Source organism: Synechococcus sp. RC10A2 (assembly GCF_047502605.1).
The window spans coordinates 63,216-82,134 of the sequence record NZ_JANSHP010000042.1 but is presented as its reverse complement, the minus strand read 5'-3'; the positions used below and the strand labels follow the sequence as shown (position 1 = coordinate 82,134).

Here is an 18,919-nt window from a genome sequence, read left to right as displayed (position 1 = left end):
GTAGCGTCAGCAGGAACTCGTCGCCCGACGCCGAACCGTCCGCCTGTGATGCGGCGACTTATTGGGTTGGTAGGCTGGTTGCTTCTCGGCGTTAGTGCGTGGGCGCAGGATACGCCCTATCGTTTGCCTGATGTGTATGCGCTGCGCGGCGCGAAGATCGTGTCGAACGCCGCGCCGCCGATAGAAAACGGCGTGCTGGTCGTGCGCAACGGCGTGATTGTGGCGATAGGTGGCAGCGAGACGCCCATCCCCGCCGATGCGGAGGTCATCGACGCGAGCGGGCACACGGTGTACCCTGGCTTCATCGACGCCTTTGCGAGCCTGGGCATGCCCACGCAAGCGAACGACCCCGCCTACGCCAGCTACGAGCGCGGGAACACGCACCCGAACGCGCAGATTCGCCCCGAACGGCAGGCGACGGTGCTGATGCAGCCCGATTCGGCACAACTATCGCGTTGGCGACGCGCGGGGTTTATCGCCGCACATATCGCGCCGCCGCACGGCATTATGAGCGGGCAGAGCGCAGTGATTAGCACAGGCACAGGCGCGCCTGCCGAACTGGTGATTGCGCCGCAAGTCGGCGTTGTGCTGAACCTGCGTGGGCGCGGCGGGTTTGGGGGCGGGGGCGGCTACCCCAGCTCGCTGATGGGCGCGATTGCCCTCGTGCGCCAGACCTTCTATGACGCGCAGCACCAGATGCAGGTGTGGGACGCCTACATGCGCGACCCCGCAGGCAAGCCGCGCCCCGCGATGAACCGCGCGCTCGAAGCGTTGCAACCCGTGCTGAAGCGCGAGACGCCTCTGCTGGCTATCGCCAACAACGCCGAGGACATCCGTCGCGTGCTGCGCCTCGCCGACGAGTTCGACCTGCGCGTGGTGATTGTGGGCGGGCTGGAAGCCGCGAAGGTCGCCGACGAACTTAGGCGGCGCGACATCCCCGTGCTGCTAAGCCTCGAAATGCCCGAACCGTTGCGCAGTTACGACCCGCTTAGCCCGCCGACGCTGACCAGCCTACGCAACCGCGCGCTGGCGTACCAGAACGCTGCGATTCTGCATGAGAAGGGTGTGCGTTTTGCCTTCACGACGGAAGGACTGGGCGACCCCGAGCGGTTGCTGCGCAACATCCGCACGGCGATTGCGAACGGCTTGCCCAAAGAGGCGGCGCTGCGCGCGCTGACGCTGACCCCCGCCGAGATTCTGGGCATCCAGAACCGCTTCGGCGACTTGGCGGTGGGCAAGACGGCGAGTTTCGTGGTCGTGCGGGGCGAGCTGTTCGAGCCGCGCGCCCGTATCGAGTTCGCCTTCGCCGACGGCAAGCGGTTCAAGGTGAGCGAGGCGACGCCAACGGCGAGTGCGCCTGCCACGCCGCCGTTCCGCCGCCCGCGCGACTGGGACGCCGAGAACACGGGCAGCCTGCTGGAAGCCTCCTGCTGCTTCCACCACGCGCACGGCAGCACGCTGACCCACATGCACAGCCACGACCACGAGGCGCACGCCTGCGACGCGGAATGCACCGACCACCTCACGGCGGGCGTCCCGCCACGCCAAGACTCGCCACGCGAGCAAGCCACGCAACTTACGCAGCCGCCCACCGAGCGCACGGAGCAGGCAGGCGCGCCCGACGAGACGCCCACCATGCCCCGTGTAAAGCTCACGCCGATTATGCCCCCGCCTGCCGACGAACACAACACTTGGCTCATCCGCAACGCCACCGTGTGGACACTCGCCCACGACAAGCCCCTGCCCAACACCGATGTGCTGGTGGTGGACGGTACAATCGCGGCGGTCGGCAAGAACCTGACCGCCCCACCGAACGCCCGCATCATCGACGGCACAGGCAAGCACCTGACGCCCGGACTAATGGACTGCCACTCGCACACTGCCATCAGCGGCGGCGTGAACGAGGGCACGAATGTCTGCACCGCCGAAGTGCGCATCCAGGATGTCATCAACCCCGACGATGTGAACATCTACCGCCAGTTGGCGGGCGGCGTCACGAGCGCACTCATGCTGCACGGCTCGGCGAATGTGATTGGCGGGCAGAGCATCGTGGTCAAGTGGCGCTGGGGTAAGACCGCCGACGAGATGATTTTCAAGGAAGCCCCCACAGGCATCAAGTTCGCGCTGGGCGAGAATGTGAAGCGCTCCAACTTCCGCACGCCAGGAGCCACGCGCTACCCCGCCTCGCGCATGGGTGTGGAGCAGGTGATTCGCGAGCGGTTCCTCGCCGCGCTGGACTACAAACGCCACTGGGACGAGTATCGGCAGGGCAAGCGTCCGCTGCCACCGAAACGCGACCTGCAGTTAGACGCGCTGGTCGAGATTCTGGAGGGCAAGCGGCTCATCCACTGCCACAGCTACCGCCAAGACGAGATACTAATGCTGCTGCGCGTGTGCGAGGAGTTCGGCGTGCGCGTGGGCACGCTCCAGCATGTGCTGGAGGGCTACAAGGTCGCCAACGAGATTGCCCAACACGGCGCGGGCGCGTCGGCGTTCTCTGACTGGTGGGCGTACAAAATCGAAGTGTACGATGCTATCCCGCACAACGGCGCGATTATGTGGGAGCGCGGCGTGGTGGTGTCGTTCAACTCCGACAGCAACGAGCTGGCGCGACGCCTGAACACCGAAGCCGCCAAAGCGGTCAAGTACGGCGGCGTGCCCGAAGTGGAGGCGCTCAAGTTCGTGACGCTCAATGTCGCCAAGCAGCTCGGCATCGAGCGATATGTCGGCTCAATCGAGGTCGGCAAGCACGCCGACCTCGCGCTCTGGAGCGACCACCCGCTGAGCGGCTACGCCGTGTGCGAGAAGACCTTTGTAGACGGCGTGCTTTACTTCGACCGTGAGCGCGACCGCGCGTGGCGCGAAGCGTTGGAGCAAGAGCGTCAGGAGTATCTGAAGGGGCTACGCGCGGAGTCGGTGTTCGATGAGCGCACTCGCGAGGCGCCGTCGGAGCGCGCGCCTGATGAACCGCAGGGAGGCACTTCCCCACGCTTCGCGGGCGTTTGGCGCGGCACAATTACAGGCGGCGACCCGCTGCCCCCTGAAGGCGTACCGTTTACCTTGCGCATCCGTCAGGAAGGCAACCAGCTGCGCGGCACGCTGGAAACGCTGCTTGGCGCGCAGGAGTTCAGCACCGCTGCACCCGACGGCGACACCCTCACCTTCACGCTGGAGGTCGGCGGGATGAGTATCACGGTGAACGCGACCGTCGCAGGCGACCGCCTCACAGGAACCATCAGCGCAATGGGACTAAGCTTCACCATCGAGGCGCAGCGTGCGCCTGACCACGCTCGCCTGCCATAATTAGAGGTATGCGACTCGTTGCGTGGTTGCTTGCGATCGGGCTGGCGTTGGCGGGCTGCGGGCGTTCGCAACAACAGACGCAGCCCCAGAAGAGCCTGCTGGAACAAGGCGTCCAAAAGCTGGAGACGCGCGACTACGCGGGCGCAGCGACGCTGTTTCAGCAGTATGTGGAGCAGTCGCCAAATCTCAATCTCGCCCTGCAGGAGGTCTACCGCGCCTACATGACGCGCCCCGAACGCCCCGCCGAGCAAGCGTATGTGTTCTTGGTGCAGTACGAGCCGCGCGCGGGCGAAATCCCTGTCCAGGTCGACCGCGCAGGCTACTATCAGGCATTGGGCACGCTCGCGTTCCTTGCGGGCAAGCGCGACGAGTACGCGAAGTGGTTCGAGAGGGCGTTGCAGTTAGACCCGCAGAACCACTTGGCGTTGAACGACTACGCCTACGCGCTGGCGGAGGACGGACGCGAGCTGGAGAAAGCGTTGCGCCTGGTGCGGCGTGCCATCGCCATCAAGTCGAATGTCGGCGCGTACCACGACACGCACGGCTGGGTGCTATATAAGCTGGGGCGGTACGAGGAGGCGTTGCGCGCGTTGCGCCTTGCCGTACAGACCGCGCCCGACACGCCCGAATTGCGCTATCACCTCGCCGCCGTATATGCCAAGCTGGGGCGCAAGGATGACGCACTCGTCGAGCTGGAAAAGGCGCTCGCGCTCAAACCCGGACACGAGCCGTCGCTGCAGTTGCGCAAGGAGTTGCTTGGGGAGAAGAAAGGGCAATAGTAAATTAACCCTTGTGGTTGCCCGTTCGTGCATGCCGCGTGCGTATTAGGCACTTAGGTACTCTTAACCCACTCTTTACACACGCACAGGTACTGTGCAAGATTATGGAGGAGCCGATGGAGCAACTCACTCGGCGCGAGGTATTGAAGGGGCTGGGCACGGCGACTTTGGGCGCGGCGGCGTGGCTGACCTTGCGCAATACGATGGACGCTTCGCCGAATCCGCAACGCAAGCGCGTGCTGCGCCTCGCGCACCTGACCGACATCCATGTGCAGCCCGAAGGGGTCGCCGTGCGCGGGCTACTGAACTGTCTCAAGACCATCCACGAGATGCCCGACCGACCTGACTTGATTCTCAACGGCGGCGACTGCGTGATGGATGTGTTCGCCCAAAACGAAGCGCGCGCCCGCGTGCAACTGGAGCTTTGGATGCGCATCCTTAAGGAACACTGTGAAATCCCCGTCCGCCACTGCATCGGCAACCACGATGTGTGGGGCTGGGACAAGTCGCGTAGCGGCTGCACAGGCGACGAGCCCAAGTTCGGCAAAAAGTGGGTGCTGGAGCTGTACGGGCTGGAGAAGCCCTACTACAGCTTCGAGCAGGCAGGCTGGAAGTTTATTGTGCTGGACGGCACTTTCCCGAAAGGCAACGGCTACACGGCGCGCCTGGACGACGAGCAGTTCGAGTGGCTCAAAGCCGAGCTGCAGCGCACGCCTGCTACGACCCCCGTGCTGGTGCTGTCGCATATGCCCATCGTGTGTGCCTGCGCCATGTTCGACGGCGAGAACGAGAAGTCGGGCGACTGGGTTATTCCAGGTGCATGGGTACATATCGACGCGCGGCGGATGGTGGAGCTGTTTTATCGGCACAAGAATGTGAAGCTCTGCCTGAGCGGGCACATCCACCTGCTCGACCGCGTGGTCTACAACGGCGTCACCTACATTTGCGACGGGGCGGTTAGCGGCAGGTGGTGGGGCGGCAACTACCACCAGACGCCGCCGGGCTGGGGCTTGGTTGACCTCTATGATGACGGCTCGTTCGAACACGAGTACCGCGGCTTCCCCTACCCCGTGCCGACGAGCGGATGAGGGTGCGTCATTTGAGTTTACTTGCTGTAGGAGGCTCTGCTCACTCCCGTAGGTAGCTTCCCCCTCCTCTAACACGCGGGCTGTTCCCCTGGTGCTGGTGTCGGGTATCCTTTAGGCGACAGGAGGTTTGCTTATGCTGACAGGGAAGAAGGGCATCATCTTCGGGGTGGCGAACCAGCACAGTTTGGCATGGAAGATTGCCCAGCGGTGCGCGGCGCACGGCGCGCAACTTGCGATTGCCTATCAGAACGAGCGATTCGAGGAGAAGGTCAACGCGCTGGCGCGGGAGCTGCCCGACGCCTTCACGCTGCAGTGCGACCTGAACAACGACGCGGAAATTCAGCAGGTGGTGGACACTCTTCGCAATCGCTGGGGGCAAGTGGACTTTATGGCGCACTGTGTAGCGTATGCGCTGCGCGAGGAGCTAATGGGGCGCTACTTGGACACTTCGCGTGAGGGGTTCAAGGTTGCGCTGGAGACCAGCGTCTACACCTTTGTGGCGGCGACGCGCGCTCTGGAGCCGATTTTGCGCGACGGGGCGTCCCTACTGACGCTGACCTACTTGGGCAGCGAGCGGGTGGTGCCTGGCTATAATGTGATGGGCGTCGCCAAAGCTGCGCTGGAAGCCAGCGTGCGCTACTTAGCATACGAGCTGGGCGCACGGCAGATTCGTGTGAACGCGCTGTCGCCTGGACCTGTCAGCACGCTTGCCGCGCGGGGTATTCGCGGGTTCACCTCGATGATGGAGTATGTGCGCCATCACGCGCCGTTCAAACGCGATACCGACCCTTATGAAGTGGGCGACGCCGCCGTGTTCCTGTTCAGCGACATGGGGCGCGGCATCACGGGCGAAGTGATTTACATCGACGCAGGCTACCACATTCTGGGGATGTAAGAGATGGCGCAGCTCAAGCCCACAAAGTATCAGCCGCTGGAGCCGTTGCCGATTGAGCGGTTAGCGAAGCCGTTTGCGATGTTCGCCAAGCAGGCGAGCGCAGGGGGCGTTGTATTGCTGGCGTGCGCGATTGTTGCGTTGCTATGGGCGAACTCACCGCTGGGCGAGTATTACTTCCGCCTCTGGTCGACCCCCGTTGAGGTGCGCTTCGGCAACCTTATCGATATCGACAAGCCGCTGCTGCTGTGGATTAACGACGGCTTGATGGCGGTGTTCTTCTTTTTGGTGGGGATGGAGATTAAGCGCGAATTGCTGGTGGGCGAGTTGCGTTCGCCGCGCAAAGCGGTGTTGCCGATGGCTGCGGCGGTCGGCGGGATGGTGGTTCCTGCGCTGATTTACGCATCGTTGAACTGGGGCACGCCCGAAATTCGCGGCTGGGGTATTCCAATGGCAACCGACATCGCCTTCGCACTGGGCGTGCTTGCGCTGCTGGGCACGCGCGCGCCCCTCGCGCTCAAGGTGTTCCTCACCGCGCTGGCAATCGTGGACGACCTCGGCGCAGTGCTGGTGATTGCGCTGTTCTACACCGAGAACCTCAAGGTGGACGCGCTGCTCTACTCGTTCCTGTTTTGGGGCGCGATGATTCTGATGAATCGGCTGGGCGTGCGCAACGCGCTGATTTACTTCCTCGTGAGCTTGGGGATGTGGTTTTTCATGCTCAAGTCGGGCGTGCATGCGACAGTGGCGGGCGTGCTGGGCGCGTTTGCAATCCCTGTGCGCTCACGGATTGACCCAGAGCTATTCATCGTCCGCGTGCGCGAGTACCTCAACGAGTTCGACCAGCCAATCACCGAGCGCACAATCATCCTTTCGCCCGAACAGCAGTCGGCAGTGGAAGCCATCGAGCGGGAAGCTTTGCGGGTGCAGTCGCCCCTGCAGCGACTGGAGCATCAGCTGCACTATTTCGTGGCGTTCTTTGTGATGCCTGTGTTTGCACTGGCGAACGCGGGCGTTGCGCTCGGCGGCGAGGGCGGGCTGAACTGGACGAGCCGCGTGATTTGGGGCGTTGCGCTGGGGCTGCTAATCGGCAAGCCGCTGGGGATTGCGCTCTTCTCGTGGCTGGCAGTTCGGCTGGGGCTGGCGCAGCTGCCGCAGGGTATCAACTTCGTGCATATTGTGGGCGTCGGCTTCCTGGCGGGGATTGGCTTTACGATGGCGCTGTTTATCGGCGGGCTGGCGTTTCGCGGCGACGAGCTGGACTACGCGAAGTTGGGCATCCTGTTCGGCTCCGCCCTGGCAGGCGCAATTGGCTTCACAATGTTGCGTCTGTGGACGAAGCCGCAGCCCCATTTGGAGTGAGCGGCGCGAGTTGCTCCAGCAATGTCGGCAGGTCGGGCGCGGTTGCCATGCCGTGCTGCAGGAGCATTCGCCAGAGCGCGCAGGCTGCCCCGTCGGTGAAGTCGCGCGTCTCAATGGGGCGGCTCTCCAGCGCGAAGACAGGCTTGCCCTGCTCTTGCGCCCAGCGCGCCAGCTCCAGATTGCGCAGGTTGCCCCGTCCAAACGGCGCATCGGCAATGATGACAGCGTCTGCCGCCTGCATCAGTTGTCGTGCGCGGCGGTAGGCGTCGTCTGAGATGGGCGAGAAGGGCTGCTCGGTGATGTGTTCGATGCGAAGGGCGCGCGCCGCTTCCTCATCGGTGTCCAGCAGGTTCAGCACGCCCGTGCAGACACGCCAGCCCGCAGTAAGCAGCGCGTAGTAGACCGCCGCGCCCGACCCGCCGCCCGCAATCACGAACGCCGTCGGCGCGTCGGGCGGAACCTGCGGCGCGTCGTCGGGTGCAAGGGCGAACACCAGCGGCTTGCCCGTCGTTGGGTTCGTCTGCGTCAGCACGGGCGTGTGGTAGACCGCCTCCAGCAGCGCAGGCTGCATCACCGAATCGGGCGTCCCCTGCGCCACAATCCTGCCCGCGTGCATCAGTGCGATGTGGTCAGCGTACTGACCGGCTAAGTTCAGGTCGTGCAGCACGACCAGTATACCGACGCGCCGTTCGTAAGCATGCTGGCGCAAGGTGTGCATCAGGCGCGTCTGGTGGCGCAGGTCTAAGTGGGCAGTTGGCTCATCCAGCAGCAGGTACTGGGCTTGCTGGGCAAGTGCGCGCGCGAGGTTCACCCGCTGGCGCTCGCCCCCGCTGAGTTGGCTAATCGTGCGCGTCGCCAGGTGCTGAATCTGGGTGAGCGCCATCGCCTGCTGCACGGCGTCCCAGTCGGCGCGGCTTGCGCCCCAGAAGCCTTTCTGGTGCGGGTAGCGCCCCATCATCACCAGTTCGGCGACGGTGAAGCCCATCTCGGCGGGGGTCTCTTGGGGCGCGTAGGCGACCCGCTGGGCGAATTCGGCGGGGCGGTAGGCGTCGTAAGGCTGCCCGTCCAGCGTCAGCCGTCCCGAAAACGGGGCGAGTGTACGCGCCAGCACGCGCAGCAGTGTCGTCTTGCCCGACCCGTTCGGTCCCAGCAGCGCGACGACCTGCCCCTGCGCGACCCGCAGCGACGCCTCGTGAACCACAGGCACGCGCCCGTAGCCCGCCGTAATCGCCTCCGCGCACAGCATCCCAAGTAGTGTAGCATGTGGGGTATCCTTTTCGCCGTGAGCATTCGCGCAGCGTCCAGCATCACGCTCGGACTGGAGGAGGAGGTTTTCATCACGACGCCGACGCGCCCGACGCTGGACGCGCTCTATGTGCTGGCGAAACTGCTTTGGCGCAACCCGCGCGATTACTATAAGCACACGGCGAGCAACTTCGCGCGGGGGCGCGACGCGCGCCAGTGCTTTATGAGCAGTGTGGAAATCGCCACGCGCCCGCACACGGATATTGACGCCCTGCTGGACGAACTCCGCACGCATCGCGCCGCGCTGGCGGACGCCGCGGGCGACGCCTACCTGGTTCCTGTGGGGCATCTGTTTGATTTGGACACGCCGACCAACACGGCGGGGCTACATATCCACATCGGCGTCCCAGCCGAGCGTCGCCCCACGGTGTACGCGAATCTGGCGTACTTCCTGCCGCTGCTGATTCTGCTTTCGGCGAGCAGCCCTTACGCGGGCGGACGCTATTTTGGGCAGTCGTACCGCGTGGCTTCGTCGTTCGCGATTGGCGCGCTGCACGACGACCCGTACTACCGATTCCAAGACCTCATCCTCTCGCGGCGGCTGGGCACGATTGAGATTCGGGCATGCGACCCCATCTGGGACTTGGAGCGGCTGCGTGTGCTGTTGGAGGCGGTGCAGGCAATTGCCCAGTTGCCGACGGCGCGCCCGATTGACCGCGCCCGCTATGCCGCGCTGCGCCATCAAGCAGCGTGCGTCGGCTACACGCCCGACCTGCAGGCGCTGCATCGCGAACTAAGCACGGTGTACGAGATTCCAGAGGCGTTGCTACAGGAGACGGTTTCGGACGCCCTTCACGGGTATCTGAAGCGGTTTTGGATCCCACCTTCTGTCCCCTCCTCATCCAGTAGGCAGGCGAGCCAATTCGGTGCAGCGCGCAACAAATCCCCCCTTACTAAGGGGGGAGAGGGTGTGGGAGTGGGGGGATTCAACTGGGCGTTGGCACCAGCGACACCCGCAACGATTTCACCTAACGCCCTCCTTCACACATACGCCCGCCTGAACCACGCCTACCGCACGGGACGCTGGGCGCCTGTTGCGCCGCACCCTGCGCGCCCATCGGCATGGCGTGGAGTGTTGGGCGTGCTGGGTTACTATATGCCGCGTTTACCCTACACGGCGTACAAAGCGTGGGCGGAGTGGGGCGCGCCCATCCGCGACGGCTACTTGGTCACAGAGACCGTTGCAGGCGACCCAACCGTCTGCCGCGCCGATTCGTAGACCTGCAAAATGCGATCGACCACCGCGGGCACGGAGAGAGTCTCCCGTTTGCGCACGGCGCGCTGGCGCAACGCCTCACGTTCCGCCTCGTGGCGCGTGAGGTACAGCACTGCTTCCACAAACGCTTCGGGGGTTGGCTCCACAATCAGCCCTGTTTGCCCGTAGTCTACTGCTTCGGGCGCGCCACCGCCGTTGGCGACGATGCAGGGCAAGCCCGCCGCCTGCGCCTCGTCCAGCACCAGCCCCTGCGACTCGGTCACCGACGGAAACACGAACAAGTCCGCCGCCAGCAGGTAGAGCGACACCTCCTCGCGCGGTACGGGACCTGTGAACTGCACCCACTGGGTGAGTTGACGCGTCTGTGCCTCCGCGCGGAGCGACTCCAGCGCGGGACCCGGACCCACCAGCCACAGCCGCGCGTCGGGGCAGCCGCGCACGATGTGCGGTATCGCTTCCAGCAAGACGGCAACATTTTTTTCGGGCGCCATCCGCCCGACATAGAGCAGCATCCACACCTCGTTGGGGATGCCCAACCGCGCCCGCGCCTCCGCCTTGCTGACCGCTGGGAACGGCAGCACGGGATTGCGGATCGGTGTAATCGGCTTGCGCACGCCGTACTTGCGTAGCACCTCCGCGCCGATGTCCGACGGGGTCATCACGGCGTCCACGCCCTCGTAGTAGCGACGCAGATGCCAGCGCAGTAGGCGGCGCACAGGCGCACGCGGCACGATACGCGGCACATAGTGCAGATACTCTTCGTACAGCGTGTGGTAAGTGCTGACCAGCGGGAGGCGCAGCCGCCTTGCCCAACGCGCGCCCACAATCCCCGTGAAAAACGGCGTGTGTGTATGGACGATGTCGATTCCCAGCGTGCGAAACTCGCGCCAGAGCGCAGGCGCAAACGGCAGCGCAATCGGGTAGTCGGGTTCGAACGGCGTGTAGACCGACGGCAGGCGGCGCACGGTGGGATACGGGTCTCGGTAATCGCGGAAGCGCGGCGCGTAAATCCAGACCTCGTGCCCGCGACGGGTCAGCTCCTCGTGTAGGATGCGAATCGAGACGCTGACCCCGTTCAGGTACGGCAGGTAGCTTTCCGAGAAGATGGCGACTTTCACGGCGTTTCCGATTCGCGGCGGGCGTTGCGGTTCCCGCGCGGCTGGCGCAGGGCTTGCTCTTCCAGAAACGCCACGATGTCTGAGAGGCGGAATCGGCGCTGGTTGCCCTCCGTGCGGAAGCAGTGCAGCCAGCCGCGGTCGGTGTAGCGGCGGACGGTCGCAGGGCACACGCCCAGCAGGCGCGCCGTCTCCTCCAGTGTCAGCACGGGGTCGGTCAGCCGCGCGATGAGTTCCTCGCGGCTCTCGTCGCGCCCGCGCACGGGATAGTATTTGCGCGTGACGCCGTCATCTGTCCACTCCGCCAGATAGCGCAGGTACTGGGGCAACTTCGCCCAGAGTTCATCGGCTTCGGGCGGCACGATTGTTTCGGGGGCGATTTTTTTGCGTCCCTTGCGCTTGCGTAGGCGCGGTCCGTCCGAGGACGGCTCCGACGGCGTGGGCGGTTCTGGGGTCGGGGTCGTCTGCGTAGGTGGTGCGGGCGGCTGCCAGTTCAGTTCCTGCTGAAGCAAGGGCACGAACTCGACAATATGGGGCACGCGAATAGAGACCAGCGCGTACCCGCGCTCCTGCATCGGCGCAGGCGAAGCGGGCATCGGCTCAGAAATCGGGGGTGGCGAAATTTCGGAGGGCGCGGCAGGCTGCGGCGGCTCCGCAGGCGGTTGGGGCGTCCGAGGCGATGCTTGCGACGACGCCTCCGCTGGCGCATCGGACGACTGCGGCTCTGGCTGGTCGTCCGCATACTGGGTCTCAAGATAGCGATACCAATCAGTCAGGCTTAGACGGCTCATGGATGCGCTATAGTGTACCTTAAATGCGAAAACGGCTCCAGAGAACTCTGGAGCCGTGGAGGTGATTTCAATCTGGGCATCGACCTATTTTCCCACTCCGTTACCAGAGCAGTATCTTCGGCGCTGGAGGGCTTAACTGCCGTGTTCGGGATGGGAACGGGTGTTTCCCCTCCGCTATGGACACCCAGATTGAAAGCGTGTGCAGTCCACCGCTCGTGAGAGGGTCGGTTCCCTCTCAGGAGAGGTTTTGACAACTGGAGCTGGAGTCGTCGGAAGTGCGTCAGTAGGCAAGCCCTCGGTCAATTAGTACGGCTCAGCTCAACGCATTACTGCGCTTACACCTGCCGCCTATCAACCCAGTCATCTACTGGGGACCTTACTCCGTTGTCCGGATGGGAGACCTTATCTTGGGGTGGGCTTGGCGCTTAGATGCTTTCAGCGCTTATCCCGTCCCGACATGGCTACCCAGCGACTGCCCCTGGCGGGACAACTGGTACACCAGAGGTCGGTCCAGCCCGGTCCTCTCGTACTAGGGCCAGCTCCCCTCAAGTCTCCTACGCCTGCGGTGGATAGGGACCGAACTGTCTCACGCACATTCCTCCCTTGTTTCCAAGGGTGTAGACTATACCTCCATCCTCCCGAAGGACAAGGAGGAGCCGGCGTATGATGAGCGCCATAGATTTGCCCCGACTTAGGGCAGGACGCCCATCTCAGGCGTAAAGCCTTCAGTCGTTACGGGGAACGGCAGCTTGCACCGCATTACTGCGGAGAGAATTTGTCCTTCATCTTCAGCTCCCGTTCTTCCCTCGGTATTGCCCTCTGCAGCGTTCGGCGGACTGCAGGAGGGGTCTACCGATATGAGCCGGTAGGCACCACAGGATTACTCCTGTGGGACGCCACGCCCTTTTGGGCTAACGTTCTGAACCCAGCTCGCGTGCCGCTTTAATGGGTGAACCCCCCAACCCTTGGGACCCTATTCAGCCCCAGGATGCGACGCATGATTCTCCACTGTTTCCAGTGGCATAGACTATAGCATCACCTTGACCATCGCTCGTCAAGGGTCCGGCGTGTGATGAGTGCCGTAGATTTGCCATGACTTAGGGCAGGACACCCATCTCAGGCATAAAGCCTTCAGTCGTTACGGGGTCAAAGGAGTTTGTATCCCATACACGGGGGTACATAGGAACGGATAATTTCGCAAAACGAGACTGCGCTTCGCGATGGTACATAAAGAACCCAGTGGCTTTTTCCCGCCTGGTGGAGCTTAGCACGGATGCCATATCGATTGGATAGGGCATTAGCTAACCGTTCCACATCAGAGCGTGGAAAAGCGTGGGTGTTCAACCGCAAAGCGTTGCAGTCTGTGCGGCGATGTCCGTCGTCCATGTACCACACTGCCAAAGCCAGTTCCGTCAAGAGCCGTTCCACATTAGATGGAACCACTTTCCAGCCGTCGGGGTAGAATGTCTCCCCATACCACTCCAACTCTGGGAGGCTCGTCGTATCGTATCGGATGTGGTAGTAGTGTTTACATGTGCGCTTATCAAACACAGCCACAGTGCGCGGTTCGCGACAAATGCGCTGTAGCAGTGTATGCTTCCACAGCGCGTATTCTGCCGCGGAAGCACTATGGTCGAAGCGCACCCGATAATGCTTGCCGTTCTTGGAAAGGCATGCATCTCCGAGAAGAGAGCCGACCAGCACGGAATGCTCTGGCTCTGACAGCATTTTCAACTCCTCGACTTCCCACGGGATTACCCTCGCCAATCGGGGGAGGATTGCGTTAGGGCTTCCCCGTTATCAGCCGGATTTTACCTGAAGAGTTGCCTCTTCAGGGGCCCAGATTGAGCCGACATCGAGGTGCCAAACCCCGCCGTCGCTGTGGACGCTCGGGCAGGATCAGCCTGTTATCCCTAGGGTAGCTTTTATCCGTTGAACCCTGGCGTGCCCACGCACAGCCAGAGGGTCACTAGGCCCTGCTTTCGCACCTGCTCGACCCGTAGGTCTCACAGTCAAGCCCGCTTATGCCCTTGCACTCGACGCGCGATTTCCGACCGCGCTGAGCGGACCTTTGGACACCTCCGTTACCGTTTAGGAGGTGACCGCCCCAGTCAAACTACCCGCCTAAGACTGTCTCCACGCCGGATAACGGCGCAGGTTAGCATTCCAGTAGGTCAAGAGTGGTGTTCCATTGGCGCCGAAGCTCCCACCTACGCTATACATGACATACCGAAATGCAATCTCAAGCTGTAGTAAAGCTCCATAGGGTCTTTCCGTCCTACCGCAGGTAACCCGCATCTTCACGGGTGCTACAGTTTCACCGAGAGTCCCGCTGAGACAGTGGCCCAGTCGTTACGCTTTTCGTGCGGGTCGCAATTTACGCGACAAGGAATTTCGCTACCATAGGCAGTTGCCCCCTATGTCGCCATAGGGACTGGACCATATCTTCACTCCGCAGGGATCTGCGAAGCGTCTGGCGTATGGTCTCTGAGGATTCTTGAAATCACCTCCTGCAGCGGTCGGAGCCGTTGCTTTCCCTTAGCGGCTGGGTTCATCGCATACGCCTTCTCGACGATGCGTGCCAGCCCCTCAGGGCGGCGGTGTTCCCCTTGGTTCATCAGTTCCAGGATTTCGCGGAACCGATAGAAGGTTTCGCGCTTGCATGAGAAGGGTACCACATACTTCTCGAAGTAGGGTACGACCTTCTCCCAGAGGCTACGCCGACAGTGGATGGCGTAGACATAGCAGTTGGGGCTTCCCGGTTTGGGGAAGATGCGTCCTGTGCCGAAGACTTGCTGGGCGAGTTTGAGCAGGGGTAGTCCGCTGCGGTGTTGCACCAGATGAAACTCTGGGTCAACATAGTATCCGTAGCGGCTGGTTTCGTGGTGTTTGATGCTCACCAGCAGCGAGCCTTCGCCTTCGATGAACCCTGCGAGGAACCATTTCGCCTCTTCGGTGACTTCAAGTCTTTCCTGCTGATTGGCTCCACCCATCACTTTGTCACCTCCTCGGTAGTGTGGGATACACGAGCTGTCCCAGCATATAGCCAGATTTTACAACGGCCCTGTGACGAACCGTTAGAGTTACGGCCGGCATTCACCCGGGCTTCAGTTCGGGGCTGCACCTTGCGGCTGACCCCTCACCTTAACCTACGGGCATTGGCCAAGCGTCGCCCCCTATACATCGGGTTTCCCCTTCGCAGAGAGCTGTGTTTTTGGTAAACAGTCGCCGGGCCCGCTTTGCTGCGACCTCTTTCGAGGCACCCCTTCTCCCGAAGTTACGGGGTCAATTTGCCGAGTTCCTTAGCGGGACTTCTCTCGCGCGCCTGAGGCTCCTCGCCTCGCCTACCTGTGTCGGTTTGCGGTACGGTCAGGTGGTTTCAACGCGACGCGGGTTTTCTCGGCTCCAGTCACGGTCGCTTCGTTCACCGCGAGGGATCCCTTCGTCGCCCCAGAGTTGCCGCTGGGGCGAGCGCAGCCTTCCAACTCTGCGCCCGACCGATTCTGAAGCGTCACCGCTTAGCTCCACCACCTGGGGTGGGAATGTTGACCCACTGCCCTTCGCCTACGGCTTTTCGCCCTCGACTTAGGACCGCCTAACCTTCAGCGGACGAACCTGCCTGAAGAACCCTTAGGCTTTCGGCGGACGGGATTCTCACCCGTCTTCTCGCTACTCGTGCCGGCATTCTCACTTCTGCACGCTCCAGTGGTGCTTGCGCTCCACCTTCCCTGCGAGCAGAACGCTCCCCTACCGCTCCCCTTGCGGGGAACCCGCCGCTTCGGTAACAGGCTTGAGCCCCCTTACATTGTCGGCGCAGGGTCACATTCGACCAGTCAGCTGTTACGCACTGTTTAAAGGATGGCTGCTTCTAAGCCAACCTCCTGGTTGTTTACGCGACCCTACATCCTTTCACACTTAGCCTGTGTTTGGGGACCTTAGCGGGCGGTCTGGGCTATTTCCCTTTTGACAACGGCGCTCATCCGTCGCTGTCTCACTCCCACGCTTCCTGCGATGCCATTCGGAGTTTGGTTGGGTTCGGTAACCTGGTAGGGCCCCTAGCCCATCCAGTGGCTCTACCTGCATCGCATAGTGCGTGAGGCTGCACCTCAATGCATTTCGGGGAGAACCAGCTATCTCCGCGCTCGATTGGCATTTCACCACACTACCCCCAGTTCCTCCGAGCCCTTTTCAACGGACACCGGTTCGGCCCTCCACCGTGTGTTACCACGGCTTCAGCCTGACCAGGGGTAGATCGCGCGGTTTCGGGTCTACGCCCAGCGACTGAGTCGCCCTGTGTGGACTCGCTTTCGCTACGGCTCCGCGTCTGAGACGCTTAACCTTGCCGCTGAGCGTAACTCGCCGGCTCATTCTGCAAAAGGCACGCCGTCAGACTGTCCCCCAGAGGGGTATAGTCCTCCGACTGCTTGTAAGCGCACGGTTTCAGGTTCTCTTTCACTCCCCTTCCGGGGTGCTTTTCACCGTTCCCTCACGGTACTGGTTGCGCTATCGGTAGCAAGGAGTATTTAGCCTTACCCGGTGGTCCGGGCGGATTCGCACAGGGCTCCACTTATCCCGTGCTACTCGGGATGCCGACGAGTCGCTTCCACTTTTCGCGTACGGGGCTCTCACCCTCTATGGCATGCCGTTCCAGGCACTTCTGCTAAGCGGAAGGCGTACTCTGATGTCGGTCCCACGACCCCAACTGGGCACGCCCAGTTGGTTTAGGCTCTTCCCCGTTCGCTCGCCGCTACTGAGGGAATCTCATTCGATTTCTTTTCCTCTGGGTACTGAGATGTTTCAGTTCCCCAGGTTCCCTCCACACCGCCTATGGGTTCAGCGGTGGGTGACCACCCATTCGGTGGCCGGGTTCTCCCATTCGGGGATCTGCGGATCAACGCCTGTTTGCGGCTCCTCGCAGCTTATCGCAGCTTACCACGCCCTTCATCGGCTCCTTGCTCCTAGGCATCCGCCGTGCGCCCTTAGTAGCTTGCCTACTTGGCGCGCTTCTCGATGACTCCAGTCCAGTTGTCAAAGTGGGAAATCGTTGGGTCCGTTGCCCATTGTGTTGGTGCCTTCAGCCCAACCGTCAACGCCCCGTAGGGCGCTGAGGGTTAGGCTGGTGGAGGCGACCGGATTTGAACCGGTGACCCCCTGCGTGCAAAGCAGGTGCTCTCCCGCTGAGCTACGCCCCCACTGGTGGGCGCGATTGGATTCGAACCAATGACCTCACCCTTATCAGGGGTGCGCTCTAACCGACTGAGCTACGCGCCCGTCTGTGGTTCCCTCGAAACCGAGCAGGTAGTGCTTTGCGTGCCGTAGAGAGTTGCTTCCGTTAAAGGAGGTGATCCAGCCGCACCTTCCGGTACGGCTACCTTGTTACGACTTAGTCCCCCTTACCAGCCACACCTTCGGCGGCTCCCTCCCGTGTGGGTTAGGCGACCGACTTCGGGTGCAGCCGACTCGGGTGACTTGACGGGCGGTGTGTACAAGGCCCGGGAACGTATTCACGGCGGTATGGCTGACCCGCCGTTACTAGCGATTCCGCGTTCACGCAGTCGAGTTGCAGACTGCGATCCCAACTGAGGGTGGTTTTTTGGGATTCGCTCCCGCTCGCGCGTTGGCTGCCCTTTGTACCACCCATTGTAGCATGTGTGACGCCCTGGACGTAACCGCCATGCTGACTTGACGTCGTCCCCACCTTCCTCCGTGTTGACCACGGCAGTCTCCTCAGAGTGCCCGGCATGACCCGCTGGCAACAGAGGACAGGGGTTGCGCTCGTTGCGGGACTTAACCCAACACCTCACGGCACGAGCTGACGACAGCCATGCAACCGGTGTCCACGGGTCGGTGGGTTTCCCCACCGAGGCGCCCTGTTTCCAGGGCGTTTCTCGTGGATGTCAAGCCCAGGTAAGGTTCTTCGGTTTGTATCGAATTAATCCACATGCTCCACCGCTTGTGCGGGCCCCCGTCAATTCCTTTGAGTTTCAACCTTGCGGCCGTACTCCCCAGGCGGGGCGCTTAATGCGTTAGCTACGGCGCTGAGGGGTAATTCCCCCAACACCTAGCGCCCATCGTTTAGGGCTGGGACTACAGGGGTATCTAATCCCTTTCGCTCCCCCAGCTTTCGCACCTCAGCGTCAGCAACGGGCCAGAGATCCGCCTTCGCCACTGGTGTTCCTCCCGATATCAATGCATTTCACCGCTACACCGGGAATTCCAATCTCCTCTCCCGTCCTCGAGCCCCGCAGTATCTGGTGCAGCCTCCCGGTTGAGCCGTGAGATTTCACACCAGACTTACGGAGCCGCCTACGTGCGCTTTACGCCCAGTAAATTCGGGCAACGCTCGCCCCCTACGTATTACCGCGGCTGCTGGCACGTAGTTAGCCGGGGCTTTTTCTGTGGGTACCGTCTGCGTTCGTCCCCACTAAAAGGAGTTTACACCCCGAAGGGCTTCGTCCTCCACGCGGCGTCGCTGGGTCAGGCTTGCGCCCATTGCCCAAAATTCCCGACTGCTGCCTCCCGTAGGAGTGGGGCCCGTGTCTCAGTGCCCCTCGGGCCGATCGTCCTCTCAGACCGGCTACCCGTCGTCGGCTTGGTGAGCCGTTACCTCACCAACAACCTGATAGGCCGCGGGCCCATCCCGAAGCGGAAACCCGTTTAGATGCCTTCGCCGAAGCCAAGGCATCCACATCCGGTATTAGCCCGAGTTTCCCCGGGTTATCCCAGTCTTCGGGGCAGGTTACCCACGTGTTACTCCGCCGTTCGCCGCTCTCGGCGCCCCGAAGGACGCCTACCGCTCGACTTGCATGTCTAAGGCACGCCGCCAGCGTTCGCCCTGAGCCAGGATCAAACTCTCCGTCAGAAAACGCTTCTCCCGCTTGCGCGGGCTCGTTTTCCGAATCGACTTGGGCTCGCAAAGCGTTCTTACCTGCCCGGTTTTCAAGGTTTATTCTGCGCTTGCCGCCGTTGCGCCAAGCGCACGCGCCGACGCGCCTTGCAGCATCTCGTCGGCGAGTCTGATTATACCACATCCCAGGCGCGTTTGTCAAGGGCATAGCCCCTACGCAC

General features: G+C 62.4%; 9 protein-coding genes, 2 tRNA genes and 3 rRNA genes. 6 read left to right on the top strand and 8 right to left on the bottom strand.

What is annotated here, in order from left to right; all coding sequences use genetic code 11:
• Positions 1-48: 48 nt before the first annotated feature.
• From NW848_RS04635 to nhaA, 5 genes are all read left to right on the top strand, one after another.
• On the top strand, positions 49-3,303 hold the full coding sequence (locus tag NW848_RS04635; RefSeq protein ID WP_414510531.1) for an amidohydrolase family protein: 3,255 nt from the start codon (positions 49-51) through the stop codon (positions 3,301-3,303).
• 8 nt (positions 3,304-3,311) lie between these two features.
• Positions 3,312-4,082, top strand: coding sequence for a tetratricopeptide repeat protein (locus tag NW848_RS04630; protein ID WP_414510530.1), 771 nt, complete (start codon positions 3,312-3,314; stop codon positions 4,080-4,082).
• A 116-nt stretch (positions 4,083-4,198) separates the two neighbouring features.
• A complete protein-coding gene (locus tag NW848_RS04625; protein WP_414510529.1) occupies positions 4,199-5,170 on the top strand; it encodes a metallophosphoesterase family protein in 972 nt (323 codons plus the stop codon).
• Positions 5,171-5,303: 133 nt separating this feature from the next.
• Positions 5,304-6,065, top strand: coding sequence for an enoyl-ACP reductase (locus NW848_RS04620; RefSeq protein WP_414510528.1), 762 nt, complete (start codon positions 5,304-5,306; stop codon positions 6,063-6,065).
• A 3-nt stretch (positions 6,066-6,068) separates the two neighbouring features.
• The gene (gene nhaA, locus NW848_RS04615; RefSeq protein WP_414510527.1) at positions 6,069-7,424 is read left to right on the top strand and encodes a Na+/H+ antiporter NhaA; all 1,356 of its coding nucleotides are present in this window, start codon (positions 6,069-6,071) and stop codon (positions 7,422-7,424) included.
• Here nhaA and NW848_RS04610 read toward each other — a convergent pair.
• A complete protein-coding gene (locus NW848_RS04610; protein ID WP_414510526.1) occupies positions 7,378-8,670 on the bottom strand; it encodes a heme ABC transporter ATP-binding protein in 1,293 nt (430 codons plus the stop codon). The genes nhaA and NW848_RS04610 overlap by 47 nt on opposite strands.
• 36 nt (positions 8,671-8,706) lie before the next feature.
• On the opposite strand from NW848_RS04610, the gene NW848_RS04605 reads away from it, so the two are divergent.
• Positions 8,707-9,948, top strand: coding sequence for a glutamate-cysteine ligase family protein (locus NW848_RS04605; protein ID WP_414510525.1), 1,242 nt, complete (start codon positions 8,707-8,709; stop codon positions 9,946-9,948).
• Here the strand turns inward: NW848_RS04605 and NW848_RS04600 are convergent.
• From NW848_RS04600 to NW848_RS04570, 7 genes are all read right to left on the bottom strand, one after another.
• Positions 9,891-11,063 (bottom strand): glycosyltransferase, encoded by a 1,173-nt coding sequence (locus NW848_RS04600; RefSeq protein ID WP_414510524.1) that lies wholly within the window; start codon positions 11,061-11,063, stop codon positions 9,891-9,893. The two genes, NW848_RS04605 and NW848_RS04600, sit on opposite strands and share 58 nt — an antisense overlap.
• A complete protein-coding gene (locus NW848_RS04595; protein WP_414510523.1) occupies positions 11,060-11,851 on the bottom strand; it encodes a MerR family transcriptional regulator in 792 nt (263 codons plus the stop codon). The genes NW848_RS04600 and NW848_RS04595 overlap by 4 nt, the downstream gene beginning before the upstream one ends.
• Positions 11,852-11,922: 71 nt before the next feature.
• Positions 11,923-12,039, bottom strand: a 5S ribosomal RNA gene (rrf, locus tag NW848_RS04590).
• Positions 12,040-12,134: 95 nt separating this feature from the next.
• Positions 12,135-16,844: ribosomal RNA gene (locus tag NW848_RS04585) — 23S ribosomal RNA — on the bottom strand.
• Positions 16,845-16,968: 124 nt separating this feature from the next.
• Positions 16,969-17,043 (bottom strand) — tRNA-Ala (locus tag NW848_RS04580).
• A gap of 2 nt (positions 17,044-17,045) precedes the next feature.
• Positions 17,046-17,122: transfer RNA gene (locus NW848_RS04575), tRNA-Ile, on the bottom strand.
• A gap of 63 nt (positions 17,123-17,185) precedes the next feature.
• Positions 17,186-18,713: ribosomal RNA gene (locus tag NW848_RS04570) — 16S ribosomal RNA — on the bottom strand.
• The 16S, 23S and 5S rRNA genes sit together here with 2 tRNA genes alongside, the layout of an rRNA operon.
• Positions 18,714-18,919: the final 206 nt, after the last annotated feature.